General features: G+C 67.4%; 22 protein-coding genes. 17 read left to right on the top strand and 5 right to left on the bottom strand.

Annotated elements, in window-relative coordinates:
* Positions 1–3: 3 nt before the first annotated feature.
* Both BM150_RS05815 and BM150_RS05810 read right to left on the bottom strand, forming a co-directional pair.
* Positions 4–273, bottom strand: a complete 270-nt coding sequence (locus tag BM150_RS05815; protein WP_092924793.1) for a sarcosine oxidase subunit delta — start codon at positions 271–273, stop codon at positions 4–6.
* A gap of 132 nt (positions 274–405) precedes the next feature.
* A complete protein-coding gene (locus BM150_RS05810) occupies positions 406–1626 on the bottom strand; it encodes a sarcosine oxidase subunit beta family protein (RefSeq protein ID WP_092924791.1) in 1221 nt (406 codons plus the stop codon).
* A 185-nt stretch (positions 1627–1811) separates the two neighbouring features.
* Here BM150_RS05810 and BM150_RS05805 point away from each other — a divergent pair, with 185 nt between their 5' ends.
* The 5 genes from BM150_RS05805 (at position 1812) to BM150_RS05785 (ending at position 9028) form a co-directional block, all read left to right on the top strand.
* The gene (locus tag BM150_RS05805; protein ID WP_092924789.1) at positions 1812–2495 is read left to right on the top strand and encodes a GntR family transcriptional regulator; all 684 of its coding nucleotides are present in this window, start codon (positions 1812–1814) and stop codon (positions 2493–2495) included.
* Positions 2496–2688: 193 nt separating this feature from the next.
* Positions 2689–5181: a GcvT family protein gene (locus BM150_RS05800; RefSeq protein ID WP_092924787.1), complete on the top strand. Its 2493-nt coding sequence runs from the start codon at positions 2689–2691 to the stop codon at positions 5179–5181.
* A gap of 99 nt (positions 5182–5280) precedes the next feature.
* Positions 5281–6492 (top strand): glycine cleavage T C-terminal barrel domain-containing protein, encoded by a 1212-nt coding sequence (locus BM150_RS05795; RefSeq protein ID WP_092924785.1) that lies wholly within the window; start codon positions 5281–5283, stop codon positions 6490–6492.
* Positions 6489–7334: a methylenetetrahydrofolate reductase gene (locus BM150_RS05790; RefSeq protein ID WP_092924783.1), complete on the top strand. Its 846-nt coding sequence runs from the start codon at positions 6489–6491 to the stop codon at positions 7332–7334. The genes BM150_RS05795 and BM150_RS05790 overlap by 4 nt, the downstream gene beginning before the upstream one ends.
* A complete protein-coding gene (locus BM150_RS05785) occupies positions 7331–9028 on the top strand; it encodes a formate--tetrahydrofolate ligase (RefSeq protein WP_092924781.1) in 1698 nt (565 codons plus the stop codon). Before BM150_RS05790 ends, BM150_RS05785 begins: the two co-directional genes overlap by 4 nt.
* 95 nt (positions 9029–9123) lie before the next feature.
* On the opposite strand, the gene BM150_RS05780 is transcribed toward BM150_RS05785, so the two are convergent.
* From BM150_RS05780 to BM150_RS05770, 3 genes are all read right to left on the bottom strand, one after another.
* Complete coding sequence (locus BM150_RS05780) at positions 9124–9471, bottom strand: ArsR/SmtB family transcription factor (protein WP_092924779.1); 348 nt, start codon at positions 9469–9471, stop codon at positions 9124–9126.
* 219 nt (positions 9472–9690) lie between these two features.
* A complete protein-coding gene (locus BM150_RS05775; protein WP_092924777.1) occupies positions 9691–10110 on the bottom strand; it encodes an organic hydroperoxide resistance protein in 420 nt (139 codons plus the stop codon).
* 170 nt (positions 10111–10280) lie between these two features.
* Positions 10281–12800, bottom strand: coding sequence for a DEAD/DEAH box helicase (locus tag BM150_RS05770; protein ID WP_092925073.1), 2520 nt, complete (start codon positions 12798–12800; stop codon positions 10281–10283).
* Between the two features lie 138 nt (positions 12801–12938).
* Between BM150_RS05770 and cmtR the strand changes: the two genes are divergently transcribed.
* From cmtR to scpA, 12 genes are all read left to right on the top strand, one after another.
* Positions 12939–13316 carry a Cd(II)/Pb(II)-sensing metalloregulatory transcriptional regulator CmtR gene (gene cmtR, locus BM150_RS05765; protein WP_092924775.1) on the top strand — a complete coding sequence of 126 codons (378 nt, stop codon included), beginning with the start codon at positions 12939–12941 and terminating at the stop codon, positions 13314–13316.
* Positions 13313–14125: a cation diffusion facilitator family transporter gene (locus BM150_RS05760; RefSeq protein ID WP_092924773.1), complete on the top strand. Its 813-nt coding sequence runs from the start codon at positions 13313–13315 to the stop codon at positions 14123–14125. The genes cmtR and BM150_RS05760 overlap by 4 nt, the downstream gene beginning before the upstream one ends.
* Before the next feature lie 301 nt (positions 14126–14426).
* On the top strand, positions 14427–15188 hold the full coding sequence (locus tag BM150_RS05755; RefSeq protein ID WP_092924771.1) for a DeoR/GlpR family DNA-binding transcription regulator: 762 nt from the start codon (positions 14427–14429) through the stop codon (positions 15186–15188).
* Positions 15185–16129 (top strand): 1-phosphofructokinase, encoded by a 945-nt coding sequence (gene pfkB / locus BM150_RS05750; protein WP_092924769.1) that lies wholly within the window; start codon positions 15185–15187, stop codon positions 16127–16129. The genes BM150_RS05755 and pfkB overlap by 4 nt, the downstream gene beginning before the upstream one ends.
* Positions 16130–16141: 12 nt before the next feature.
* The gene (locus BM150_RS05745) at positions 16142–16594 is read left to right on the top strand and encodes a PTS sugar transporter subunit IIA (RefSeq protein WP_092924767.1); all 453 of its coding nucleotides are present in this window, start codon (positions 16142–16144) and stop codon (positions 16592–16594) included.
* Positions 16591–18054 (top strand): PTS fructose transporter subunit IIC, encoded by a 1464-nt coding sequence (locus BM150_RS05740; RefSeq protein WP_092924765.1) that lies wholly within the window; start codon positions 16591–16593, stop codon positions 18052–18054. Before BM150_RS05745 ends, BM150_RS05740 begins: the two co-directional genes overlap by 4 nt.
* Positions 18055–18144: 90 nt before the next feature.
* Positions 18145–18435: an HPr family phosphocarrier protein gene (locus BM150_RS05735; RefSeq protein ID WP_092924763.1), complete on the top strand. Its 291-nt coding sequence runs from the start codon at positions 18145–18147 to the stop codon at positions 18433–18435.
* Positions 18436–18864: 429 nt separating this feature from the next.
* On the top strand, positions 18865–19587 hold the full coding sequence (locus BM150_RS05730) for a GDSL-type esterase/lipase family protein (RefSeq protein ID WP_217641383.1): 723 nt from the start codon (positions 18865–18867) through the stop codon (positions 19585–19587).
* A 113-nt stretch (positions 19588–19700) separates the two neighbouring features.
* The gene (locus tag BM150_RS05725) at positions 19701–20381 is read left to right on the top strand and encodes a lytic polysaccharide monooxygenase auxiliary activity family 9 protein (protein ID WP_092924759.1); all 681 of its coding nucleotides are present in this window, start codon (positions 19701–19703) and stop codon (positions 20379–20381) included.
* A 219-nt stretch (positions 20382–20600) separates the two neighbouring features.
* Positions 20601–21806, top strand: coding sequence for a glycosyltransferase (locus BM150_RS05720; protein WP_092924757.1), 1206 nt, complete (start codon positions 20601–20603; stop codon positions 21804–21806).
* Positions 21807–21917: 111 nt separating this feature from the next.
* Entirely contained in the window at positions 21918–23840 is a 1923-nt protein-coding gene (locus BM150_RS05715; protein WP_092924755.1) for a methylmalonyl-CoA mutase family protein, read from the top strand.
* A complete protein-coding gene (gene scpA, locus BM150_RS05710) occupies positions 23837–26068 on the top strand; it encodes a methylmalonyl-CoA mutase (RefSeq protein ID WP_092924753.1) in 2232 nt (743 codons plus the stop codon). Before BM150_RS05715 ends, scpA begins: the two co-directional genes overlap by 4 nt.

Genomic DNA, 26068 nt, shown 5'->3' with positions numbered 1-26068 from the left:
GTGTTACCGACTTTCGCGACGTCGTGGAATGTCCGGCCTCATCTCGTTGGTCGCGGTGTCGCGAACGACCGAGAACCAGCGGCGACAACCCGCCGTGTGCACCCAGCGCTCGTCGAACGAGCCCGCGGGGTTCGCCCGAACGAACAGGTACTCGCCCCAGGTGGCGTCGTCGAGCTGGTGGGGATCGGCCGGGTAGTCGACATCGGCCTGTCCGCCGTAGCGGAACTCGGCCTCGTCGCGGTCACCGCACCACGGGCATCGGACGAGCAGCATCTACGGCCTCCTGTGGGTGTCGTCGGGCAACGGAACGGGACTCCGTGGCGGAACTCGCTCGAGTGGCCGGGTACCGGTGTCCCGTCTCGTGGGAGCCGCTGGTGAACAGCGCATTCGAAGCCACCCCGTTTCTCAGTGGGCGACGGCGGCCGCGCCGTGCTCATCGATGAGGGCTCCACTGGTGAACCGCTCCATGCCGTAGGGCTCGTTGAGCGGATGGGGCTCCCCGGTGGCGATGGTGTGGGCGAACACCCACCCCGCCCCGGGGGTCGCCTTGAAGCCACCCGTTCCCCAACCGCAGTTGACGAAGAGGTTCTCGTAGGGAGTGGGGCCGATGATCGGCGAGGCGTCCGGCGTCACATCCACGGTGCCGGCCCAGGTACGCAGCAGGTGCGCTCTGGCGAACACGGGGAACAGCTCCACTGCCGCCGCCAGCTGGTTCTCGATCACGTGCACCGAGCCTCGCTGCGCGTACCCGTTGTGGGTGTCCACGCCCGCGCCGAGCACGAGCTCGCCCTTGTGGGCCTGGCTGGTGTAGACGTGCACGTGGTTGGACATGACCACGCAGGGATGCACGGGTTCGAGGATCTCGGTGGCCATGGCCTGCAGCGGGTGGCTCTGCAACGGCAGCCGGAGACCGAGGGTGTCGGTGAGCAGCGTTGTCCTTCCCGCCGCGGCCAGCCCCACCCGACCGGCTCCGATGTCACCGCTGTCCGTTCGTACCCCGATCACCCGGTCCCCGTCGGTGACGAAGCCGGTGACCTCGCGGTTCTGGATGAAGTCCACTCCCATCTCGTCGCACTTCCGTGCCAGCCCCCACGCGACGAGGTCGTGCTTGGCTATTCCCGCCCTGCGCTGGTACGTGGCGCCGAGCACCGGATAGCGCAGATTCGACGTGTTGAGGATGGGGCAGACCTCGGAGATCTCGTCGGGGGTGAGCCACTCGGCGTCCACCCCGTTGAGCTCGTTGGCGAACGCTCTCCTGCGCGCGTCTCGGACCTCCTGCTCGGTGTGGGCGAGATTGAGCACGCCGCGCTGGCTGAAGTGGAACTCGTAGTCGAGTTCCTCGTGGAGTTCCTCCCAGAGCCGCAACGCGTGGTCGTAGAGTGCGGCGCTGGCGTCGAGCAGGTAGTTCGAACGGATGATCGTGGTGTTTCGGGCCATGTTGCCGCCCGCGAGCCACCCGCGCTCGACAACGGCGATGTCGGTGATGCCGTGGTTGCGCGCCAGGTAGTAAGCGGTGGCCAGTCCGTGCCCACCGGCCCCGACGATCACCACGTCGTAGTTGCGTTTCGGCTCCGGGTTGCGCCACAGCCGCTCCGGAGGAGCTGGGGTGTTGCCGTCAGCGACCAACGGTGGCTCCTTGCTGGCAGTTTGCTGGTGATCGGCGATGTCGGTGGATCGGATCGGTCCGACTGCCGGAGGGTTCCCGCGGCGCGGCCGAACCGCACGAAGAGCACTGGGCGATCGATGACGATCATCGTTACATATGAGTGAACAACAACTGAAATGTCAGTCTGTGAGGTAGGCTACGAGTCGTGTCGGAAGCGGTCAATTCCCCATCGGGTGACAGTTCGCCGCAGCGGTTCCCCCAGGAGCGCCCCTCACAGGCCGAGCGCGCCTACCTGACCCTGCGGGAGGAGATCCTGTCGCTGCGACTGGCCCCCGGGTCCCCCGTGCGGGAAGAAGCACTGACCAGCGAACTGGGCCTCGGACGCACCCCCTTCCGGGAGGCCGTGAAACGCCTCGCCGCCGAGTCCCTGGTGGCGATCTACCCACGCAGGGGCACCTTCGTCACCGAGGTCAACATCACCGATCACGCCCTGATCGCCGACGTGCGACGGAGACTGGAGGGACACGCGGCCAGGAGGGCGGCCGAACGGGCCACCGAGGCGGAGCGGGGCGAGCTCGCGGAACTGGTGGAACTGGTGGAGCGCGTCCCCGAAGAGCCGGAGTCGGTCATGGGCGTGGACGCTCGGGTGCACCGCACGCTGTACCGCTGCACACACAACGGCTATCTGGAAAGCACTCTCGGGCAGTACTACAACCTCGCACTGCGCATCTGGGGACTTTTCTTCGATCGATTGAGTGACGTCACGAGCCATGTCACTGAACACACCGAGTTACTGAAAGCCGTCATCGACGCCGATGCGGACCGGGCCGACCGCGTCGCGGTCGACCACGTGGATCACTTCGAGAACTCGATTCGCCAAGTGCTGTAGCGACTCCTTCGCGCCACGCGGGTGGACCCACCGATTCCCCAGCACAACCCCGCGATCTTGAGCCGGCAAGTCATTCTCTTGTCGCCCGAATGTGTGTCTTGACGCACATAGAGCATCGGGCGCACTGTTGCGAGTGACGCAGATAGTTGTTCTAGACGCAACACCGGTTCCCGATATTCGGCAGGGGGCGGCAATGGCTTCGGTGCTCGATTCGAGTGCACGCATCGTGATAATCGGCGCTGGAATCGTCGGTTGCAGTACCGCCTACCACCTCGCCCAACGCGGGGTGACGGACGTACTCGTGGTCGAGCAGGGGCCACTCTTCGCCACCGGTGGCTCGTCCTCGCACGCGCCGGGGCTCGTCTTCCAGACCAGCGGCTCGCAGACGATGACCCAGCTGGCGCGCTACACGGTGGAGCGGTTCACCGCCGCGAGCGTGGACGGCCGCCCCTGCTTCCACCAGGTGGGGGGAATCGAGGTCGCCACCTCACAGGAACGGTGGGACGAGCTCCACCGCAAACACGGACTCGCCACCGCCTGGGGTCTGGACGGCACGTTGCTCACGCCGGAAGAGGTACACGAGCGGATTCCGCAGGTGGATCCGAGCCGGATTTACGGCGGGTTCCACGTGCCCACCGACGGAATCGCCAAGCCGGTACGCGCCGCCGAGTCCATGGCTCGGGAGGCACAGCGTCTCGGCGTCCGGTTCGCCGAGCACACCGCTGTTACCGGCTTCGACACGTCCGACGGACGGGTGAACGCGGTGCACACGGACCGGGGGACGGTCACGGCCGAGCGGGTGCTGTGCTGCGCGGGGATCTGGGGGCCGCGAATCGGTGAGATGGCGGGCGTGTCCATCCCGGTACAGCCGGTCGCCCACCAGTACGCGGTCACCGAGCCGGTCGAGGGACTGGTCGCCGGTGGCGAGGAGGTCGAACAACCGATTCTGCGTCAGCAGGACAGCTCGCTGTACTTCCGGCAGATCCACGACCGCTACGGGATCGGCTCCTACCAGCACCGGGTGATCCCCGTGTCCTGCGACGAGCTGGCCCCGACCAAGGCCGCGGGAGACGGTGTCGAGGCACCGCCGGAGGGCGGCGGCTGGAAGGGCATGTCCTCGGTTCACCCGTTCACGCCCGAGGACTTCGCCAAGCCGTTCGCGGAGGCGCGCGAGCTGATCCCCGCGTTGCGGCGCACCGAGGTGGCCGAGGGGATGAACGGGATCTTCCTGTTCACCGCCGACGGCGCTCCGGTCCTGGGACCGACCCGCGAGGTGGACAACTTCTGGGTCGCCGAGGCGGTGTGGATCACGCACTCCGCGGGTGTTGGCTTGGCGGTGGCCGAGTGGATGACCGAGGGTGAGCCCAGCATCGACCTGCGCTCGGCGGACATCCGGCGGTTCGAGAACTTCGCGCACAGCGACAGCTACGTGTCCGAGCGCAGCGCGCAGACCTTCCGCGAGGTCTACGACATCATCCACCCCCAGCAGCCCCCCGAACACCCCAGGCCACTGCGCACCAGTCCGTTCTACCCGCGCCAGCAGGAACTCGGGGCGGTGTTCCTGGAGGCCAGCGGATGGGAACGGCCGCACTGGTTCGAGGCCAACGCCCCCCTCGTGGACGACCGCGAGACAGCCACCCCCGGCCAGTGGGCCAGCCGTTACTGGTCCCCGATCATCGCGGCCGAGCACCAGGTCACCCGTGAACGAGTCGCCATGTACGACATGACCTCGCTGTGTCGGGCGGAGGTCAGCGGTCCCGGCGCGCTGGAGCTGCTACAGCGGTTGACGACCAATCAACTGGACCGTGCTCCCGGGTACGTGACCTACACGCTGATGCTCGACCACAGGGGTGGTATCCGCTCGGACGTCACCGTGGCGCGGCTTTCGGAGAACACCTTCCAAGTCGGCTGCAACGGACAGCGGGACATCGCGTGGATGAGCGACCACGCGGACGAGTCGACCACGGTACGTGACATCACCGGCGGTACGTGCTGCATCGGCCTGTGGGGACCGTACGCACGTGCGGTACTGCAGTCACTGACCGAGACCGATGTCTCGCACGAGCAGTTCAGGTTCTTCCGGGCCAAGCGGTTGTTCGTCCGTGAGGTTCCGGTCACGGCGCTGCGACTGTCCTACGTCGGTGAGCTCGGGTGGGAGCTCTACACCACGGCCGACTTCGGACTACGGCTCTGGGACCTGCTGGCAGGTGCGGGCGCCGAGTACGGCGTCATCGCCGGCGGCAGGGGCGCTTTCAGCAACATGCGGCTGGAAAAGGGGTACCGGGCCTGGGGCGGTGACATGTGGAGCGTGCACACCCCCGACGAGGCGGGACTGGCCTTCGCGGTGAAGCCGGACAAGGGTCAGTTCATCGGTCGTGACGCGTTGCTTCGCCGCCGCGAGGCCCCGGTACGACGAAAGTTGTGCTGCCTGTCGATCGACGACGGCACGGTAGTGATGGGTTCCGAGCCGGTCTTCGCCGGTTCCCAGGACCGGCGAGCCTGCGGTTTCACCACGAGTACGGGCTACGGCCACAGCCTCGGCCTCAGCCTCGCCTACGCGTGGTTGCCCTCGGAACTGTCCGAAGCGGGAACCTCCGTCGAGGTGGCCTACTTCGGAGAACGGCATCCCGCCACGGTGATGTCCGATCCGGTGTTCGATCCCGAGATGAAACGGATGCGCTGCTGAGAGCGCATCGAGCTACATCCCCCCGACAACCGGGCCGTTGACCGCAGCGCGGTGGACGGTCCGGCGGAATCGCCCCATCAACCCCGTGAGGAGTCCCCCATGAGCATCAACCCGACCCCCGCGATCCTGCAGTACCCCCGTCTCCGCAAGTCGCCCTTCTTCTACGCTTCGCGCAGGCACGGGGTGGGGATGTACAGCGTGTACAACCACACCTATCACGCCAGGCACTACGGTGACCCGGTAGCCGAGTACTGGCACCTGCTCAACGGTGTGACGCTGTGGGACGTCGGTGTCGAGCGTCAGGTGGAGATCACCGGCCCGGACGCCTTCGAGTTCACCAACATGCTGGTCCCCCGTGATCTGAACAAGTGCCGGGTCGGGCAGTGCAAGTACGTGTTCATCACCGCGGAGGACGGCGGAATCATCAACGATCCCGTGCTGCTGCGCCTCGGGGAGAACCACTTCTGGCTGTCACTGGCCGACAGCGACGTGCTGCTGTGGGCCAAGGGGCTCGCCTACAGCCTGGGGATGAACGTCCAGATCCGTGAACCCGACGTGGGGCCGGTCCAGGTGCAGGGTCCGAAGTCCCGTGACGTCATGGTGGACCTGTTCGGGGAGTCCATCCAGGAGATTCCGTACTACTACGCCGTTGACCGGCAGCTGGACGGCATGGACGTGATCGTCTCGCGTACCGGCTACACCGCCGAGCTCGGCTACGAGATCTACCTGCACAACGCCAGCCAGGACGGTGTGCGGCTCTGGGAGAAGATCTGGGAGGCCGGTCGGCCCTACGACATGCGGGTGATCGGCCCCTGCCACATCCGGCGGATCGAGGCGGGCATCCTGTCCTGGGGCTGCGACATCACCTACGACACGAATCCGTTCGAGGTCGGTTACGGGTTCGAGGCGACCTGGATGGTCGATCTCAACCAGGAGGCGGACTTCATCGGGAAATCCGCGCTGACCCGGATCTACGACGAGGGGATCACCCGCAAGCTGGTGGGTGTGGCCATGGGTGGCCCCGAAGTGGGCAGCTTCAACGACGGCTCGATGATCGACACCTTCCCGGTTCGGGATCCCAACGGACTGCGTATCGGAGACGTCACCTCCGCCTGCCACTCGCCGAGGCTGGACCGCAACATCGGTTACGCGATGGTGCCGATCAGCTACCACGAGGTGGGGACACCACTCGTGGTGGAGACCCAGCACGGCCCGCAGGAGGCCGAGGTGGTGGAAAAGCCGTTCCTCGACCCGAAGAAGCAGATCCCCAAGCAGTTCGAACGGCAGGAAGAAGCGGCGGTGTCGAAATGACCACGAACGCGCAACAACAGCTACAGCGTTACCTCCGCAACGCCCGTTACGAGGTTCTGCCGCTGCGGGGGGTCGTCGAGCAGGTGCGGGAACTGCCCGCCGGGACGACGGTGACCGTGACGTCCTCGCCCGCCAAGGGGACCGAAGCCACTCTGGACACGGCGGCACGGCTGCGTGACGAGGGCATGCACGTGGTCCCCCACCTGGCGGCACGACTGGTCCGGGACTCGGCCCACCTGAGCGATCTGCTCGCTCGGGTGAGCGACCTCGGTCTCACGGAGGTCTTCGTGATCGCCGGGGACGCCGAACGTCCGGCGGGCAGGTTCACCGACGCCCTGTCGTTACTGCGGGGCATGGAGGAGATCGGGACCAGGCCGCACCGGGTCGGGATCACCGGCTATCCGGAGCAGCACGCCTTCATCCCGGATCGCATGACCATCCAGGCCACCGACGAGAAGGCACGTTACGCCGACTACATCGTCTCGCAGATCTGCTACGACCCGAACACGATCGCCTCGTGGGTCAAGAGCATGCGAGCCAGGGGCGTCGAACTGCCGGTCTACATCGGTGCGCCGGGATCGATCGACCCGAGCAAGCTGCTGCGGATCTCGATGAAGATCGGGCTGGGCCAGTCCATGCGTTTCCTGCGGAAACAGCACGGCGTGGTGACCAAACTGCTGACCCGCTACACCCCGGAGAACGTGTTCGACGAGTTGTCGCCCTGTCTCGTGGATCCGGACTACAACATCGCGGGTTGGCACCTGTTCACCTTCAACGAGATCAGCAAGACCCGGCAATGGGCCATCGAGATGGCCGACCGGCTGCAGGAGGTGCCCGCATGAACATGCCGTCCGATCTGGACATCTCGCGGTCCTCGCCACGCAAACCGCTGGAGGAGGTCGCCGCGGATCTGGGGCTGGCTCCCCACCTGCTGGAGCCCTACGGCAGGGACGTCGCCAAGGTCTCCCTGAGTGCCCTCGACGAGCTCGGTGAGCAGAACCGGGCCAAGTACGTCCTGGTGTCGGCCATCACACCGACTCCGCTCGGCGAGGGCAAAACCACCACCACGGTCGGTCTCGGCCAGGCGCTGCACCACCTGGGAAAGCGATCGGCGGTCGCGATCCGACAGCCGTCCATGGGGCCGACGTTCGGCATCAAGGGCGGTGCGGCGGGAGGTGGATACAGCCAGGTGGTGCCCATGGAGGCGCTGAACCTGCACCTGACCGGCGATATGCACGCCGTCACGGCCGCCAACAACATGCTGGCGGCGATGGTGGACAACCACATCCACAAGGGCAACGAACTCGGGCTGGATCCCCACCGGGTGACCTGGCGACGAGTGGTCGACATCAACGACCGGGAGTTGCGCAACGTGGTGACCGGCCTGGGCGGCAGTGCCGACGGCACTCCGCACCAGACGGGTTTCGACATCACCGCGGCCAGCGAGGTGATGGCGGTGCTGGCGCTGTCCAACTCGCTGCACGACATGCGTGAACGGCTGGGCCGCATCGTCGTGGGCTACACCCACCAGGGGCAGCCGGTCACGGCGGAGCAGCTGGGTGCCGCCGGTGCGATGACGGTGATCATGCGGGAGGCGATCAAGCCCAACCTGATGCAGACCGTCGAGAACACACCGGTGCTGGTGCACGCGGGTCCGTTCGGCAACATCGCGCACGGCAACTCCTCCGTCGTGGCCGACCGCATCGCCAGCAGGTGTGCCGACTACGTGGTCACCGAGGCCGGTTTCGGTGCCGACATGGGGGCCGAACGGTTCTTCAACATCAAGTGCCGGACCTCCGGGTTGCGCCCGGACGCGGCGGTGCTGGTCGCCACCGTTCGGGCGTTGAAGGCGCACTCCGGGCGATTCCGCGTGGTGGCGGGCAAGGATCTTCCGGCGGAGATGCTCGACGAGAATCCGGAGGACGTGCTCGCGGGGGCCGACAACCTCCGCAAGCAGATCGAGAACCTGCGCATGCACGGTGTCTCACCCGTGGTGGCGGTGAACGCGTTCCCCACCGACCACCCCAGTGAGCACCAGGCGATCCGCGAGGTGGCCGAGAACGCGGGTGCCCGCGTGGCCATCAGCACCCATTTCACCGACGGTGGCAAGGGGGCGGTGGAACTGGCCGAAGCGGTCAGCGAGGCCGCCGAGGAACCCAGTCGGTTCGAACTGCTCTACCCCGACTCCGCGGATCTGCGCACCAAGATCGAGACGGTCGCCACCAGGGTCTACGGCGCCGACGGAGTTTCGTACACCCCCGCGGCGGAACGCGCGTTGCGCAGTTACACGGCCAACGGGTTCGATTCGCTGCCGGTGTGCATCGCCAAGACGCACCTGTCGTTGAGTTCCGATCCGAGCCTGTTGGGGGCTCCCACGGGATGGACGCTACCGGTGCGTGAGATCCGGGCTTCCGTTGGTGCCGGATTCGTCTACCCCATCTGTGGCGACATCCGCACCATGCCGGGGTTGAGTTCCCGGCCCGCCGCGGAGCGGATCGACATCGACGACCGCGGCGAGGTCGTCGGGCTGAGTTGAGCGGGATCCGCCGGCCCCCGTCGAGTCGTCGCCGTTTCGGCGGCGACTCGACTCTTGCCACTCCTCGATTCCTGCCACTCCGGGCTCGGAGCAACCTAGCGTTCCAGCGATGCGGGGTGCAGGTGTTCGACCCGATTGACCGCCTCGTCGAAGAACTGCGCGACGTGCGAGTCGTAGAGCGAGTACACCACCGCCCGGCCCGCACGGTCACCCTTGACCAACCAGAGGGATCGCAGCACGCGCAGCTGGTGCGACACCGCGGACTGCCCCATTCCCACCGCTTCCGCCAGCTGATTCACCGACCGCGCTCCCTGCCGCAGCTCACTCAGAATCAGCAGACGTGACGGTGTGGCCAGCGCCTGCAGCGTCTCGGCGACAGTGGCGGCCGAGCTCTGGTCCAGTCTTGCGGTCGGAGTGGGAACGTCGCGGAGTCCGTGACCCATGCGGGCAGTCTATCGGGGGCCCGGGTGCTCGATCGGTCAACGTGGTGGAAGTCGCGAGCGCCCCACTCAGCCGTCCGGCACCGCGGAGTTCCCGGTCACGGCCAGGACACTTCGTCCGGGCCGTGCTGATAGGTCACCGGCTCGGGAAGCCGGGGCGAGCGAGCGGAGCCAAAACAGCGATCTCACTCACACCGGGTCCGGCTTCGCGTACCGACGTGGTCACTCGACCTCGAGCTCGATGTCGACGTTGCCGCGCACCGCGTTGGAGTAGGGGCAGACCCCGTCGGCCGCTTCGGCGAGTTCGAGTGCCCGCTGCCGATCGACGCCGGGAATCCCGACACGCAGCGAGAGGCTCAGCCCGTATCCACCGTTGCCGTCCGGTCCCATTCCGACTCGCGCGGTGACGGTGGAGTCCTCAACGCTGACTTTGGCACGACGGGCCACCACCCGCAGCGCACTGTGGAAGCAAGCCGCGTATCCGGCCGCGAAGAGCTGCTCCGGATTGGTCGCCTCACCCCCTGGACCACCGAGTTCCTTGGGCACGGACAACCCGAGGTCGAGCACACCGTCCGAGGAACGGGTACGGCCGTCCCGTCCTTCGCCGCTGGCGGTGGCCTCTGCCGTGTACAACGCTGTCATCGTCACTCTCCCAGTCGCCGATCGGTTGGCGCGGGCAAGGCCGCGTGCCGCGACCACCCACCAAAAAGATAGCGGAAAACTAAATTGTGCACAACCTAATTGGGTGAGTCGCCCCGTACCGAGCCGCGAGGCGGAAGGGTGAACCGGGGCGCACTCACCCCGGAACTCGATCAGTACTGGTCGAACCGACCCACGTCGGTGACCCGGACCACCGCGACACCCGCCTCGTCCGAGGCGGGCAGGTCGACCTCGGCGCTGATTCCCCAGTCGTTGTTGCCCTCCGGATCACTGAAGACCTGGCGCACCAACCACCGCTGGGACTCCTCGGTGACCATGAACAGGCTCGGACCACGAGCGTCGGCATCGGTACCGAGCTCCTCGTGTTCGCCGAAGTACTCGTCCAGCGCGGCCTGCCAGTCCTCGGCCGTCCAGCCTTCCTCCCCGTCGAGTTCGCCGAGTTCGTCGAACCGCTCCCGCGCGGCCAGCTCCACGCGCCGGAACATGGCGTTGCGGACCTGCACCCGGAAGGCCCGCTTGTTGTCGGTGAGCTTGGCGGGCCCCTCGTCGACGGACTCGGCACCGGAGTCGTCCTCGCCCGGATTGCGCAGCCGTTCCCACTCGTCGAGCAGGCTGGAGTCCACCTGCCGCACCAGCTCGCCGAGCCACTCGATGATGTCGCCGAGCTCTTCACTCTTGGCGTCGTCGGGCACGGTGTGCCGCAGCGCCTTGTAGACGTCCGCGAGGTACCGCAGTACCAGCCCTTCCGAACGCGCCAGCCCGTAGTGGTTGACGAACTCCACGAAGTTCATCGCCCGCTCGTACATGTCCCTGGCCACGGACTTGGGAGAGAGCTCGTGCTCGGAAACCCAGGGATGCCCCTGCCGATAGGTCTCATAAGCGGCCTCGAGCATCTCGGCCAGCGGCTGCGGATGGGTGATGTCCTCGATCATCTCCATGCGCTGCTCGTACTCGATGCCCTCGGCCTTCATCCGCGCGATGGCCTCACCACGTTCCTTGGCCTGCTGCGCGCCCAGCACCTGACGCGGATCGTCCAGAGTGGCCTCGATGATCGACAGCACGTCGACCGCGTAGCTGGGCGAGGCCGGATCGAGCAGTTCGATCGCGGCCAACGCGAACGGCGACAGCGGCTGATTCAGCGCGAAGTCGAACTGCAGGTCCATGGTGACCCGGACCAGCCTGCCCTGCTCGTCCGGCTCGTCCAACTGCTCGACCACCCCGGCGGCCACGAGCGCGCGGTAGATGGAGATGGCCCGCAACATGTGCTTGCGCTGGGCCGGACGGTCCTCGTGGTTGTCGGTGAGCAGCTCACGCATCGCCGCGTAGGTGTCGCCGGGCCGGCTGATCACGTTGAGCAGCATGGCGTGGGTGACGTTGAAGCTCGACGTCAACGGTTCCGGCTCGGCCTCGACCAGTTTGTCGAAGGTCTTCTGTCCCCAGGACACGAAGCCCTCGGGCGCCTTCTTCTTGACGACCTTGCGGCGTTTCTTGGGATCGTCACCGGCCTTGGCCAGGGCGCGTTCGTTCTCGATGACGTGCTCGGGAGCCTGTACCACCACATAACCGTCGGTGTCGTACCCCGCGCGGCCCGCCCGGCCCGCGACCTGGTGGAACTCCCTGGCCTTGAGGTGGCGGGTGCGGCTGCCGTCGAACTTGGTCAACCCGGTCAGCAGCACGGTGCGGATGGGGACGTTGATCCCCACTCCGAGCGTGTCGGTACCGCAGATGACCTTGAGCAGTCCCGCCTGTGCGAGCTGCTCGACCAGACGGCGGTAACGCGGCAGCATACCCGCGTGGTGCACGCCGATACCGTGCCGGATCAACCTGGACAGTGTCTTGCCGAACCCCGCCGTGAATCGGAAGTCGCCGAGCTTCTCGGCTATGGCGTCGCGTTCGGCACGGCTGGCCACGTTCATGCTGACCAACGCCTGTGCCTGCTCCACCGCGGAGGCCTGGTTGAAGTAGACCACGTAGATCGGGGCCTGCCTGCCGTTGAGGAGCTCCTCGATCGTCTCGTGCAGCGGGGTCATCGCGTACCGGAAGGTCAGTGGCACCGGACGTTCGGCGGAACTGACCACGGCGGTCTCACGAGCGGTACGACGCGTGAGGTCCTTCTTGAAACCGGTGACGTCGCCGAGGGTCGCCGACATCAGCACGAACTGGGCCTGCGGCAGCTCCAGCATCGGCACCTGCCACGCCCAGCCACGCTGGGGCTCGGCGTAGAAGTGGAACTCGTCCATGACCACCTGGCCGACCTCGGCGCGTTCGCCGTCGCGCAGCGCGATGTTGGCCAGGATCTCGGCGGTGCAGCAGATGATCGGCGCGTCCGGGTTGACGCTGCTGTCGCCGGTCAGCATCCCGACGTTGTCGGCACCGAACAAGTCGACCAGCGAGAAGAACTTCTCCGAGACCAGCGCCTTGATCGGCGCGGTGTAGAAACTGCGCTGCTTGTTCGCCAGGGCGGTGAAGTGCGCACCGACCGCGATCAGGCTCTTCCCCGAACCCGTCGGGGTGCTGACGATCACGTTGGAGCCGGACACGACCTCCATCAGCGCCTCTTCCTGCGCGGGATAGAGCTCGAACCCCTGTTCGGTGGTCCAGCTGGTGAACCCGTCGAGCAGGGCGTCAGGATCGGTGTCGGGTGTCGGGGGAAGCTGGTCGGTAAGCGTCATCTCGGATTCCATCTTCCCTGTTCAGCTCGTGTCGGCACATGTGGGGTCGAACACCGTACCCGGAGTTCGTGCAGCCCCTCTCTTCGCGTTACGACTCCGAGCTGGAAACAGTTCAACGAAAACTGTAATATTGCATCGATGCTGACATGTGAGACTCGAGAAGAGGCGCTGACGCGCCTGGGCAGGGCGTTGGCCGATCCGACCCGGTGCCGTGTCCTGACGGCACTGCTGGAGGGAACCCACTACCCCGGCCTGCTGGCCGAACACCTCGAGCTGAGTCGGTCCAAAGTGTCCAACCACCTGGCCTGCCTGCGGGGCTGCGGACTGGTGGTGGCCACCTACCAGGGACGTCAGGTGCGTTACGAGCTCGCGGACGAGCACCTGGCCGAAGCGCTGCGCCATCTCGTCAAGGTGGTACTGGCCGTCGAACCGAGCGACTCCTGCGCCGAGGAGGATCGCCGCGCGCCGCTTGATTCCACGGAGGCGGGCCGGGGGAGAGCGGTGACCGCACTATGAATCGACCCAGGCACGAGCGGGGAAAACCCCGCGAGGATACCCGACCGGCCTCCGAGGGGCGGCCCGGCGAGCCCGCTCCCCTCCCCCTGACTTCGGGCTCGGATCTCCCCGGCGAACCGGAGGGTCCGTCGCGTCGGGCGGTACTGACCCGCAGACTGCGACTGCTGGTGCTGGCCACCATCTCCTACAACGTGATCGAGGCCGTGGTGGCCGTCACCAGCGGGATAGCCGCTTCCTCCGCCGCCCTGCTCGGTTTCGGACTGGACTCCGTGATCGAGGTCGCCTCGGCGGCCGCCGTGGCGTGGCAGTTCTCCGCACGAGAGGCGTCGACACGGCGGGCCCGTGAACGCGGGGCACTGCGCGTCATCGCGATCTCCTTCTTCGCGCTGGCCGCCTACGTGACCGTGACGGCGGTTCGCACGCTCCTCGGAGACACCGAGCCAGCGGCCTCGCCGGTGGGCATCGGACTGGCCGCGCTTTCACTGCTGGTCATGCCCGCCCTGTCACTGACCCAACGACGTACCGGGCGCCTGTTGGGATCGGCCAGCGCGATCGCCGACTCCAAGCAGACCCTGTTGTGTTCCTACTTGTCAGCGGTGCTGCTGGTGGGCCTACTTCTCAACGCCTCCTTGGGCTGGTTCTGGGCCGATCCGGCCGCGGCACTGGTCATCGCGGTTATGGCGGTCAAGGAAGGCCGCGAGGCATGGCGCGGTGACGGGTGCTGCGCCCAAGGTGGACTCGCCACCGCCTTCTCCTCGGACTCCGCCCCGGCCTGCTGCGGTCCGGGACACGATTGCTGCGACGAATAGCGAGATCCCGTCGATCCGGCTCCCGCGGCGACTCGTCCGGCGGAACCTCCCGACACAGACCTCGAACCGTGGGAGCTGATCGACCACTGCCCGCTGCGGGCGATTCCTCGGATTCCCACCGGCCGAGCGTGGCACAGCGCTCTTCGGGAGCGCTCCCGCTTCAAGTTTCACTTCTACCGATCCTGAACAGCGACTCCAGCGAGCCGTGGCCAACCACCTCGGAAACGAATGTGACCTTGACAACACAACAATAACGGGCAGAATCAGTCAGCAACAAAAATCAGAACGGAGGATAACGGGCATGTACGGGGCGGAGCGTCGGCAGGTGCTGGTGCAGCGGGCACGCCGCGACGGTCGTATCGACGTCGCGGAGGCGTCCACGGAGCTCGAGGTAGCGCCGGAGACCATTCGACGCGACCTCGGCACGTTGGAACGCCAAGGACTACTGCGCCGCGTGTACGGCGGGGCGATCCCGCAGGAACGACTCGACTTCGAACCGGGCGTCTCACAGCGAGACCAGACAGCAGCCGCGGAAAAGGACCGAGTGGCACGTGCCGCGCTGGACCTGGTGCCCGAGAGGGGAACGCTGCTGTTGGACGCGGGAACCACCACGAGCCGGGTGGCGGGCCTGCTGCCCACCGACCGCGAACTGACAGTGGTCACCAACTCCCTTCCGGTGGCCAACCAGTTGGCCAATCGTGGCAACCTCGACCTGCATCTGCTCGGCGGTCGGGTGCGAGGCACCACGCTGGCAGCTGTCGAGTACTGGGCACTGAGCGTGCTGGACGGTCTGACCGTCGACGTCGGTCTGCTCGGCACGAACGGTTTCTCCGCCGAGCGGGGCTGCACCACCCCGGACAGCGCGGAAAGCGCGGTGAAATCGGCGATGGTGCGGTCCTGCCGCGAACGGGTCCTGCTGGCGGACAACACCAAGTACGGACGCGACCACTTCAGCCGTTTCGCCGAGATATCCGATCTCGATGTGCTGATCACCAACAGTGGGTTGCACGAGACGGCGGTGTCCGAGCTGCGCGAGTGCGGAACGGACGTGGTACTGACATGATCGTCACCGTCACCCCCAACCCCAGTCTGGATCGCAGCGTACTGCTCGATCGTCTCGATCGGGGGGAGGTTCACCGCGCCGGTGGAGTACACGTGGATCCCGGCGGCAAAGGGGTCAACGTCGCCCGCGTGTTGACCGCGGCCGATCACAGCACCGTGGCAGTACTACCGACCGGAGGGGTCGAGGGCAACAGCCTCGCCGAGCTGCTCGCACCGGAGGCCGTCTCCGTCGTCGAGGTGCCCGTGGAGGCTGCCACCCGCAGCAACCTCACCCTGGTCGAGGCCGACGGGACCACCACCAAGATCAACGAACCCGGGAACGCGCTGACCACCGGCGAGCTGGAGGCGTTGCGCACCCGGTTGGGTGAGATGGCCACACGAGCGCGATGGGTGGTGGCGAGTGGGAGCCTGCCGCACGGTTGCCCCGACGACTACTACGCCGGTCTGGTGCGAACCGCCCGCGCGGCCGGCGCGAAGGTCGCGGTGGACTCCTCGGGGGCCGCGCTGGCCGAGGCGTGCGCGGCAGGTCCCGATCTGCTCGCCCCCAACCTGGCGGAACTGACCGAACTGGCGGGACACCGGCCCGCTGACCTCGCCGAAGTGGCCGCCACCGCACGAGCGGTTCGTTCCGAGGGCACCGGTTCCGTGCTGGTCACCCTCGGCGAGCGCGGCGCACTGCTCGTCGGGGGCGAATCGGCCTGGTTCGGCACGAGCAACGCCCGGAGGGTGCGCAGCACGGTCGGCGCGGGCGATGCCGCGCTGGCCGGGTACCTGCTCGCGGGCGGAGACGGACCGGAAGCCTTGCGCTCCGCCGTGGCCTACGGCTCGGCAGCCGTGGAACTGCCGGGTAGCCGGATGCCCACCCCGAAAGAGCTGCGGATCGAACAGGTGCGGATCACCGAAGTCGACGAATCAGGTCGGCTCGACCCCACGTCGCCGTAACGGAGTCGAAGAATGAGCAGTGAACTGATCACCACCGAACTGGTCGATTTGGACCTGCCAGACACGGATCGCCGTGCCGCGATCCGCTCATTGGCCGATCGACTGGTCAACGCCGAACGCGTCACCGACATCGAACGTTTCCTCGACGATGTCGAGACCCGCGAACAACAGATGGCCACCGGCATGCGGGGTGGTATCGGCATCCCGCACTGCCGCTCGGCTGCCGTGACCGCTCCGAGCCTGGCGTTCGGGCGCAGCTCCACGGGGATCGATTTCGGTTCCGAGGACGGTCCGGCGAACCTGATCTTTCTGATAGCCGCGCCGGAAGGCGGGGATTCGGACCACATGGCGGTGCTGGCCTCGCTGGCACGTCGACTGATGCGGGGAGAGTTCAAACGAACCCTGCTCGACGCGAACGACCCGGCCGTGGTCGCTTCCTACGTGCGTGAGGAGGTAAAACCTTGAAGTTCGTTGCCGTGACCGCGTGTCCCACCGGAATAGCGCACACCTACATGGCTGCCGAGGCGCTGGAACAGGCCGCTCGTGACCGGGGTGACGAGCTCAGCGTCGAGACGCAGGGGGCGGCCGGTTCCGATCCGTTGTCCGAACAGGACATAGCCGCCGCCGACGCCGTGATTCTGGCCGCCGACGTCGGGGTCGGCGAACGCGACAGGTTCACCGGCAAGCCCGTCGTCGAGGCGAGCGTGAAGCAGGCCGTCGACAGTGCCGCTTCCCTGCTCGAACGCGCGGCGGCAGCCGAGCCGATGCGCGTGGGATCCGGTTCGGGCGGCCCGAGCTCGGACCCGGCCACGAAGGTCACCGCGAACGCCTCGGCGGCCGTGCGGCTCCGCCAGTGGTTGATGACCGGGGTCAGCTACGTGATCCCGTTCGTCGCCGCTGGTGGACTGTTGATCGCGCTGAGCTTCGCGCTGGGCGGTTACCAGATCACCGAAGCGCCGGACGTCACCGAGCGGTTCGATCCGGCGAGTCTGACCAGCTGGGCCGCGTTGGCGAACCAGATCGGCACTGCCGCTTTCGAGTTCCTCGTCCCGGTGCTCGCCGGTTTCATCGCGTTCGCGATGGCCGAGCGCCCCGCACTGGTTCCCGGTTTCGTGGGCGGCGCGGCGGCTGTCGCGGTCGGCGCCGGGTTCCTCGGCGGTCTGATCGCGGGACTGCTGGCAGGCGGTGTCGTCGCCGGTCTGCGCAGGATCAAAGTGCCCTCGGCCGTCGCGGGCATCATGCCGGTGGTCGTGCTACCCCTGTTCGGCTCGATGGTGGTCGGCACCCTGATGTTCGTGGTGCTCGGCAAGCCCATCGCTGCCGCGATGACCGCTCTCACGGACTGGCTCAACGGGCTCAGCGGTGCGAACGCGATGCTGCTGGGCGCGGTGCTCGGTGGAATGATCGCTTTCGACCTCGGCGGTCCCGTCAACAAGGTCGCCTACACCTTCGCGGTCGGCGGACTGACCACCGGTAGCGAGACGGCGCTGGAGATCATGGCCGCCGTGATGGCTGCGGGGATGGTGCCACCGTTGGCGATGGCGCTGGCCGCGACCGTGCACGCGAGGTCGTTCTCCGCCGCCGAGCGGGAGAGCTCACGTCCCGCCTGGCTGTTGGGGGCCTCGTTCATCACCGAAGGAGCGATTCCGTTCGCCGCTTCGGACCCGCTGCGGGTCATCCCGTCGATGATCCTCGGCTCGGCGAGCGCGGGTGCGCTGTCCATGTTCTTCGGCGCGACGTTGCGCGCCCCGCACGGCGGGTTGTTCGTGCTCCCGCTGGTCGGCGACCCGCTGCTGTACGTGGTGGCGATCCTCGCGGGAGTGGTGGTGGCCGCGTCCGTGGTGATCGCTGCCAAGACGTTCGTGGGACGCGGGGCGACGTCGAAGGAACAGGCCCCGGAGACCGAAGGGGCCGTTGCCGCCTGAAGCCGATGGTGAAACCGAGCGGGAACGTCGGTTCACCCGTTCGTCAGCGGCGACCGGACAACCGGGCGCCACCTGGAGAGGAGTAACGGAATGCACCAGCGTCGCGTGACGATCGCGTCGAAGGTCGGTTTGCACGCCCGTCCCGCGGGACTGTTGGCGACGAACGCGGCCGCACAACCGCTGCCGGTGACCATCGCCAAGGTCACCGACGGCACGCCGGGCGGACCTGTGGATGCCGCGAGCGTGCTGGGACTCATGACGCTCGGGGCCGAGCACGGCGACGAGGTCGAACTGGCCGCCGAGGGCGACGGTGCCGAAGCGGTGCTGGACGAGCTGGTGGAGCTGCTGGGCCGCGACCTCGACGGGGAGCCCACCTCCTGACACGAGTGCGCTGACCCGCCCACATGACGGCGCGGATGGACGACCCCCTCACCACACGCGGCCCCGTGGGGACGGCGACGGTGGGCAAGACAGGCGGACCTGCCGAACGCGGTCGCGTCCGGCAGGTCAGGCCGCAGCGCCCGCCGGGGTGTACATGAGCACAACCACTCCGAGCAGGCAGATCGGCGCGCCCATCACGTCGTGGCGCTCGGGGCCGTTAACCGTCCAGCACTACAGCCCTGGGCCAACCACGGCGACTCCGAACACGAATTCTCCGGTCGCACACTACGGATGATCGTCCACACCAGCGTCGGAGGCCGTGCCGCGCGGGTCCGCCACCGGACACAGCCTCGCACGGCAGACCTCCTGAGCCTCCCCTCCCCCGGTGACCACTCCGCCGAGCAGTCGGGGAAGCCTTACACGTCCACGGTGAACTCGTGGTTCTACGTCGACGGTCTCGACGTGCTCGGCCACGGTGCTCGTGGCGCAGTCGTCACACTCGGCGACTCCATCACGGATAGCTACGGGTCGACCGAGGGTGCCAACCACCGCCGGCCCGACTTCCTGACCGACCGCCTGCGGTACCAGACGCCCCGGGGACGCCTGGGCGTGCTCAACGCCGGAATCAGCGGTAACCGGATCCTGTTCGACAACCAACCGGGGTACTCCTTCGGCCCGAACGCGGTCTCCCGGACCGACCGGGACGTGCCGGCGCGGAGCGGCACACGCACGGTGGTGCTGTTCGAAGGAATCAACGACATCCAGCAGCGACAGCACCAGGACGATCCGAACCGGATCATCGCCGGGATGAGGCGGATCGTCCGAAAGGCACACGGGGCGGGCACGCGAGTGGGCGGCGGAACGATCACTCCCTTCGAAGGTTGGAGTTCGTACACACCGAAGCCGGCGGCGACTCGACAGGCGGTCAACGAGTGGATCCGCACCGGTGACGCGTTCGACGCGGTGGTCGACTTCGACGCGGCGATGCGCGATCCCTCCGACCGAAACCTCGGCGAGACCGGTGTTCCAACCACTTCCTGGTATCCACCTAGAGCGGGAACGCTCCCAAGAAAGATAACCATATCTCCCCTGCGCACTACCTATACCACTCGTGGAGTCGAAATGACTTCGCGCAACTTTGAGTCCCTTTAGGACAAAATCGGAACACGAATCGTACTGTGAGAGGGTTCACAACTTCCGCCGCTCTCGCTAGAGTTTTTTTGGGAGCGCTCCCATACACCGTGTTCCTCTCTCTAGGAGACGAAATGTCCAAGCGTTCCGTTCGTCGACGCACCGGCGTCCTGACGCGGGTGGTGGCCCTGTCCGCCGCCGTCACCGCGATGTTCGCCGGAATGCAGATGGGCCAGCCGGAAGAGGCCAGCGCCCACGGGTCCGCGACCGACCCGCCCTCCCGCAACTACGGCTGCTGGGACCGTTGGGCGGACAACTTCCAGTCCCCCGCGATGGAAGAAGAGGACCCGATGTGTTGGCAGGCGTGGCAGGCCAACCCGAACGCGATGTGGAACTGGAACGGTCTGTACGTCAACGGCGTCAACGGCAACCACGAGTCCGCCATCCCGGACGGCCAGCTGTGCAGCGCCGGTAGGGACCGCTACGCCGCGCTCGACGAGCCGGGCCAGTGGAAGACCGTCACCAAGGACAACCAGTTCTCGGTGACCATCACCGATCAGGCCCAGCACGGTGCGGACTACTACAAGGTCTACATCACCAAGCAGGGCTTCGACCCCACGACCCAGCGGCTCGGGTGGGACAACCTCGAACTGGTCACCGAGACCGGCTCACGTCCGCCCGCCACGACCACGACGATCGACAACATCGACGCGGGTGACCGCACCGGCCGTCACATCGTCTACACGGTCTGGCAGGCCTCGCACATGGATCAGTCCTACTACTTCTGCAGCGACGTGAAGTTCAACGGGAACTGACGGGACGGGTGTCGCTGATCCGGTTCGTCGCACACTCGATGCCCGGGGCGCCGCCCCGGGCATCGATACGTTCCCGCACCGGGGGATGAGCTCGGCCGCTCGCCTCGACGAGCCGCCGCGCCCGGATACAGCACCGCGACCGTGGCAGCACGAGCTCGACGGCCGTGATTCATAATGTCGCGTACCGAGAACTCCTCACCGGCAGCTTCAGGAGCAAGCGTGCGCATCGCGTTCAGCAGTCAACCGGTCTACTCCCACCTCGTCCCCGCTCTGTTGCCACTCGCGGGACTCGCTGCCGAAGCGGGGCACGAGATCGGGGTGCTGACCTCGCCGGATCTCGCCGAGGAGGTACGTGCTTTCGGACTGACCCCGCTGGTACTTCCGAACGCGATGGGGCCGCGGGAAATCCTCCAACGGCCGGAGACCGTCGAACGTCTCGGCATCGACTCCTCCGTGATGGCCGGTCTCGGGCAACACACGATCCGTGCCGAGCCCGACTACTTCGCACGCGTCTTCGCCGGAGCGGTCGCGGGTGACACCGCCGAGGAGGCGATCGAATCACTGCGTTCGTTCGGACCGGACCTGCTGGTACGCGAGACGGCGGACTACCCGGCCTACTACGCCGCCGAATACCTCGGCATCCCGCACGCGGCGCTGGACACCGGCCCACTGGGGCCGCACGACCACGAGGACGTGCTGGACATGATCAACGAGCAGCGCGAGCGGCTCGGCATGTCCGGCGTCTCCGATCCGCTGCATCAGTTCCGGCATCGCAGGCTCAGCATCGTTCCCGAGAGTTTCTACCCGGAGCACCTGCGACTGGACTCGGCGGTTCACTACCGGTCACCGCGCGCGGCGGAGCAGCGACTCGATCCCGCGATCGCGGAACTACCGGGCGATCGACCGCTGGTGCTGGCCACGCTGGGGTCCAACGCGGCGGCACCGCACGACGCCGGAACCAAGGGGTTGTTGAACACGATCGTCGAGGCCCTCGGCGATCTGCGGGTGACCGGGGTCGTCGCGCTGGGCAGGGGAGTCGGCCCGGAGGACTGGGAGGGGGCGCGCCCGGACAACGTGTACCTGACCTCCTTCGTCCAGCAACAGCTGTTGCTGCCCGCCTGCGACGCGTTCCTCACCCACGGCGGTTTCAACGGGGTCCGGGAAGCGCTCAGCAGCGGAGTGCCGATGGCCGTGCTGCCGGCCTCCGCCGAACAACCCGCCAACGCCGACCGGGTGGAACGGCTCGGCGCGGGGAAACGGCTCGACCTCGAGAACGTCTCGCACGATTCGCTACGCACGACGGTGGGGACCGTGCTCGCCGACTCCGCCCACCGGCACCGTGCCAGGGCCATCGAGCGGGAGTTCCTCGCACTGCCGCCGTTCCCCGAGATGGTCACCGAGCTGGAGAGATTGGGCGGGCGTTGACCACGCGGAGGGTGACCGGGCACTCGGTTAACGCCGGCTAACAAATTTGGGACACGCATCACACCTCACGTATGTCTCGATCAGTGGACCACCGGAATACCATCGGCTCCCATGACGGCGTCGGAACGCTCAGCGGGGAGCGAACACGGAGACCGGCGGGACCTGATGGCGGGCTTCGAACTGCCCACACACCGCCAGTGGCAGGAACAGGTCGAGCAGGTGCTGCGCAGGTCCGATCTGCTGAAGCAGGAGGCGCCCACCCCTGAGGCGCCGGAGGAATTGCTGGACACACGCCTGCACGACGGTTTCGACGTTCACCCGCTCTACACCGCCCGCACGGGGCATTCGCGAACCGGTCTTCCCGGATCCGCACCTTTCACCAGGAACAGTCTGACAGCGGGTGGCGTCGAGAACGGGTGGGACGTGCGCCAGTACCACGACGATCCCGACGTCGACATCACCAGCCGCGAGGTCCTCGCCGATCTGGTCGGCGGGGCGAGCTCGGTGTGGCTGCGGGTGGGGGCGGGCGGCATCGCGGTGGACGAACTCGGCGACGCGCTGCACGGGGTGCGGCTGGACATGGCCGGTGTGGTGTTGCGAGCCGGCGAGCAGTACGAGGCGGCGGCGGACGAGCTGCTGCGGGCGGCCGAGCGATCGAACGTGCCGTACGAGTCGCTGCGCGGCAATCTCGGCGCCGATCCCCTGGGGTTGCGGGCACGAACCGGTCAGCCGCACGAGACGGCTCCGGCGATCGAGCTGGCACGGCGCTGGGCGCGCACGTGCCCCGGTATGCGGGCGATCAGCGTGGACGGGCTCCCCTATCACGACGCGGGTGGTTCGGATGCCGAGGAACTGGGGTGCGCCGTGGCCGCGGGGGTCGAGTACCTGCGCTCGCTGTCCGAGACCGACCTGGATCTGGACACGGCGGCCGGACTGCTGGAGTTCCGGTTCGCCGCCACGGTGGACCAGTTCAGCACCACGGCCAAGCTCCGCGCGGCACGACGGATGTGGGAACGGGTACTGCGGGCCTGTGGAGTCACCCCCCGAGCCCGGGGCCAGCACCAGCACGCCGTGACTTCCTCTGCCATGCTCACCCGGCGCGACCCCTGGGTGAACATGCTGCGTTCGACCATCGCCGCGTTCGCCGCGGCAGCGGGCGGCGCCACGGCGATCACGGTCCAGCCGTTCGACGCCGCGCTCGGACTGCCGGATGCGTTCTCCCGCCGGATGGCCCGCAACATCCAGGCACTGCTGTTGCACGAGACGCACCTGGGACAGGTGATCGACCCGGCGGGTGGCTCGTACTACGTGGAGTCGCTGACCGACGAACTCGCCGGGGCGGGCTGGAGCTGGTTCCGGCGTATCGAGGCCGAGGGCGGTTTGACCGCCGCACTGGAGTCCGGTCTGGTCGCCGATCGACTGGCCGGGACGTGGCGGGAACGTGAACGGGCGATCGCCTGCCGGACCGACCCGATAACCGGAGTCAGCGAGTTCCCCGATCCCGGTGAACAGCCAATCGTGCGCGCTCCCCGTCCGGCGGATCCGGAGAGCGGCGGATTGCCCCGACATCGCTACGCGGAGGAGTACGAACGGCTGCGTGACGATGCCGACCGAGCGGCCGAACAACCACGGGGACGACCGCGGGTGTTCCTGGCGACGCTGGGGCCGCTGGCTTCCTACACCGCACGTGCCTCCTTCGTGCGGAATCTGCTCGCGGCGGGCGGTGTGGAAACGACCGAGGCGGGCGAGACCGGGGACTCGGCGGCGGTGGTAACCGCGTTCGAGCGGGCCGGAACTCCGTTGGTGTGCCTGTGCTCGACGGACCGGCTCTACGACGAGCGCGCCGAGGAGACCGCGCTGGCGCTCCGAGCGGCGGGCGCGGAGCTGGTACTGCTCGCGGGGAAGTCCCGCGGTTCGATCGCGGCGAGCGTGGACGGATTCGTGCACGCGGGTGGCGACGCACCGGCAGTACTGAACGACATCCACCAGCGCTGGGGCGTGTCGACCCCGGCCGTAGCGAAGGCGACACCATGAGCAGCCACGGCAGGATTCCGGATTTCGCCGACGTAGAGCTGGACGATCCACCGGTCGAGGCCGACACGCCGGAATGGCACCGACAGCTACGGGCCACCACCGACCGGGACGCGGAGTCGCTGAGCTGGCACGCTCCGGAAGGCATCGACATCAAGCCGCTCTACACCGAGGAGGACACCTCGGGGCTGCGCTTTCCGCACGGTTACCCGGGAATCGCGCCGTACCTGCGCGGTCCTTACTCCACGATGTACGTCAACAAACCGTGGACGGTCCGGCAGTACGCCGGGTTCTCCACCGCCGCCGAGTCCAACGCGTTCTACCGACGCAACCTCGCCGCGGGACAGAAGGGACTGTCGGTGGCGTTCGACCTCGCCACGCACCGCGGTTACGACTCGGATCACCCCCGCGTGTCCGGTGACGTGGGGATGGCGGGAGTGGCCATCGACTCGATCCTGGACATGCGGCAGCTGTTCGACGGGATACCGCTGGACAACATGAGCGTGTCCATGACCATGAACGGCGCGGTGCTCCCGGTGCTGGCGCTGTTCATCGTCGCGGCCGAGGAGCAGGGTGTGCCGCCGGAGAAACTGGCGGGGACCATCCAGAACGACATCCTCAAGGAGTTCATGGTCCGCAACACCTACATCTACCCACCACGACCTTCGATGCGGATCATCTCCGACATCTTCGCCTACACCTCGGCGCGGATGCCGAAGTTCAACTCGATCTCCATTTCCGGATACCACATCCAGGAGGCCGGTGCCACCGCCGACCTGGAGCTGGCCTACACCCTGGCCGACGGGCTCGACTACATCCGGGCGGGTAGGGACGCAGGCCTGGACATCGACTCCTTCGCGCCCAGGTTGTCGTTCTTCTGGGGAATCGGGATGCACTTCGGCATGGAGGTGGCCAAGCTGCGTGCCGCCAGGTTGCTGTGGGCACAGCTGGTGTCGCGGTTCGAGCCCACCGACTCCAAGTCGCTGTCACTGCGCACCCACTCGCAGACCTCCGGTTGGTCGCTGACCGCGCAGGACGCGTTCAACAACGTGGCACGCACCTGCGTGGAGGCCATGGCCGCCACCCAGGGGCACACGCAGTCACTGCACACCAACGCCCTGGACGAGGCACTGGCGCTGCCCACCGACTTCTCGGCCCGCATCGCGCGCAACACCCAGCTCCTGCTGCAGCAGGAGTCCGGCACCACCCGGACCATCGATCCCTGGGGCGGCAGCCACTACGTCGAGAGCCTCACGCGAGATCTCGCGGAACGAGCCGAGGTGCACCTCGACGAGATCGAGCAGGCCGGTGGGATGGCCGCCGCGATCGAGGCCGGGATCCCCAAGATGCGCATCGAGGAGGCCGCGGCACGCACCCAGGCACGAATCGACTCCGGCCGCCAGCCGCTGATCGGTGTCAACCTGTACCAACCGGACGGCACGGAGGGGGACGGTGGCCCCGAAGTACGCAAGGTGGACAACAGCGCGGTGCGGGCCGAACAGCTCGACAAGCTGCGCAGGCTGCGCGAGGAGCGCGACGATCAGGCATGTTCCGACGCGCTGCGCAGGCTCACCGCCGTCGCACAGGCCACTGTGGATGGTGAGCGCCCCGACGACCTGGAGCACAACCTGCTCACGCTGGCCGTTGACGCCGCGCGCGCCCACGCCACGGTGGGCGAGATCTCGGACGCTCTCGAAGCCGCTTTCGGTCGCCACTCCGGGCAGATCCGTACCATCTCCGGGGTGTACAGCGAGGAGGCAGGCCACGACAGCGCGATCGACCGGGTCAGTACCACCGTTTCGGAGTTCGCGGAGGACGAGGGCCGCAGACCCCGCATCCTGGTCGCGAAGATGGGACAGGACGGGCACGACCGGGGGCAGAAGGTCATCGCCACCGCGTTCGCCGACCTGGGGTTCGACGTCGACGTCGGCCCGCTGTTCCAGACACCGGCCGAGGTGGCCCAGCAGGCCGCCGAGTCCGACGTGCACCTCGTCGGGGTTTCCTCGCTGGCCGCTGGGCACCTGACGCTGGTTCCCGCGCTGCGCGCCGAGCTGGACGCGTTGGACCGCGAGGACATCATGATCGTGGTCGGCGGGGTGATCCCGCCCGCCGACCACGAGGCGCTGCACGAGGCGGGTGCCTCCGCAGTGTTCGGACCGGGCACCGTGATCGCCGAGGCGGCGGAGCGGCTGTTGCGGCAGCTGCGCGTCGAGCTCGGCCACGACGGGTGA

This window comes from Actinopolyspora alba (assembly GCF_900112765.1).
Classification (GTDB): domain Bacteria; phylum Actinomycetota; class Actinomycetes; order Mycobacteriales; family Pseudonocardiaceae; genus Actinopolyspora; species Actinopolyspora alba.
This window is presented reverse-complemented; position numbering and strand designations above follow the sequence as displayed.

What these genes read in the sequence shown, in the direction of transcription:
- pfkB (WP_092924769.1), top strand. Translation starts at nt 15,185, where the DNA reads ATGATCGTCACCGTCACCCCCAACCCCAGTCTGGATCGCAGCGTACTG.
- BM150_RS05775 (WP_092924777.1), bottom strand. Translation starts at nt 10,110, where the DNA reads ATGACAGCGTTGTACACGGCAGAGGCCACCGCCAGCGGCGAAGGACGG.
- BM150_RS05815 (WP_092924793.1), bottom strand. Translation starts at nt 273, where the DNA reads ATGCTGCTCGTCCGATGCCCGTGGTGCGGTGACCGCGACGAGGCCGAG.
- BM150_RS05755 (WP_092924771.1), top strand. Translation starts at nt 14,427, where the DNA reads ATGTACGGGGCGGAGCGTCGGCAGGTGCTGGTGCAGCGGGCACGCCGC.
- BM150_RS05760 (WP_092924773.1), top strand. Translation starts at nt 13,313, where the DNA reads ATGAATCGACCCAGGCACGAGCGGGGAAAACCCCGCGAGGATACCCGA.
- BM150_RS05745 (WP_092924767.1), top strand. Translation starts at nt 16,142, where the DNA reads ATGAGCAGTGAACTGATCACCACCGAACTGGTCGATTTGGACCTGCCA.
- BM150_RS05725 (WP_092924759.1), top strand. Translation starts at nt 19,701, where the DNA reads ATGTCCAAGCGTTCCGTTCGTCGACGCACCGGCGTCCTGACGCGGGTG.
- scpA (WP_092924753.1), top strand. Translation starts at nt 23,837, where the DNA reads ATGAGCAGCCACGGCAGGATTCCGGATTTCGCCGACGTAGAGCTGGAC.
- BM150_RS05715 (WP_092924755.1), top strand. Translation starts at nt 21,918, where the DNA reads ATGACGGCGTCGGAACGCTCAGCGGGGAGCGAACACGGAGACCGGCGG.
- BM150_RS05800 (WP_092924787.1), top strand. Translation starts at nt 2,689, where the DNA reads ATGGCTTCGGTGCTCGATTCGAGTGCACGCATCGTGATAATCGGCGCT.
- cmtR (WP_092924775.1), top strand. Translation starts at nt 12,939, where the DNA reads ATGCTGACATGTGAGACTCGAGAAGAGGCGCTGACGCGCCTGGGCAGG.
- BM150_RS05770 (WP_092925073.1), bottom strand. Translation starts at nt 12,800, where the DNA reads ATGACGCTTACCGACCAGCTTCCCCCGACACCCGACACCGATCCTGAC.
- BM150_RS05785 (WP_092924781.1), top strand. Translation starts at nt 7,331, where the DNA reads ATGAACATGCCGTCCGATCTGGACATCTCGCGGTCCTCGCCACGCAAA.
- BM150_RS05795 (WP_092924785.1), top strand. Translation starts at nt 5,281, where the DNA reads ATGAGCATCAACCCGACCCCCGCGATCCTGCAGTACCCCCGTCTCCGC.
- BM150_RS05790 (WP_092924783.1), top strand. Translation starts at nt 6,489, where the DNA reads ATGACCACGAACGCGCAACAACAGCTACAGCGTTACCTCCGCAACGCC.
- BM150_RS05780 (WP_092924779.1), bottom strand. Translation starts at nt 9,471, where the DNA reads ATGGGTCACGGACTCCGCGACGTTCCCACTCCGACCGCAAGACTGGAC.
- BM150_RS05735 (WP_092924763.1), top strand. Translation starts at nt 18,145, where the DNA reads ATGCACCAGCGTCGCGTGACGATCGCGTCGAAGGTCGGTTTGCACGCC.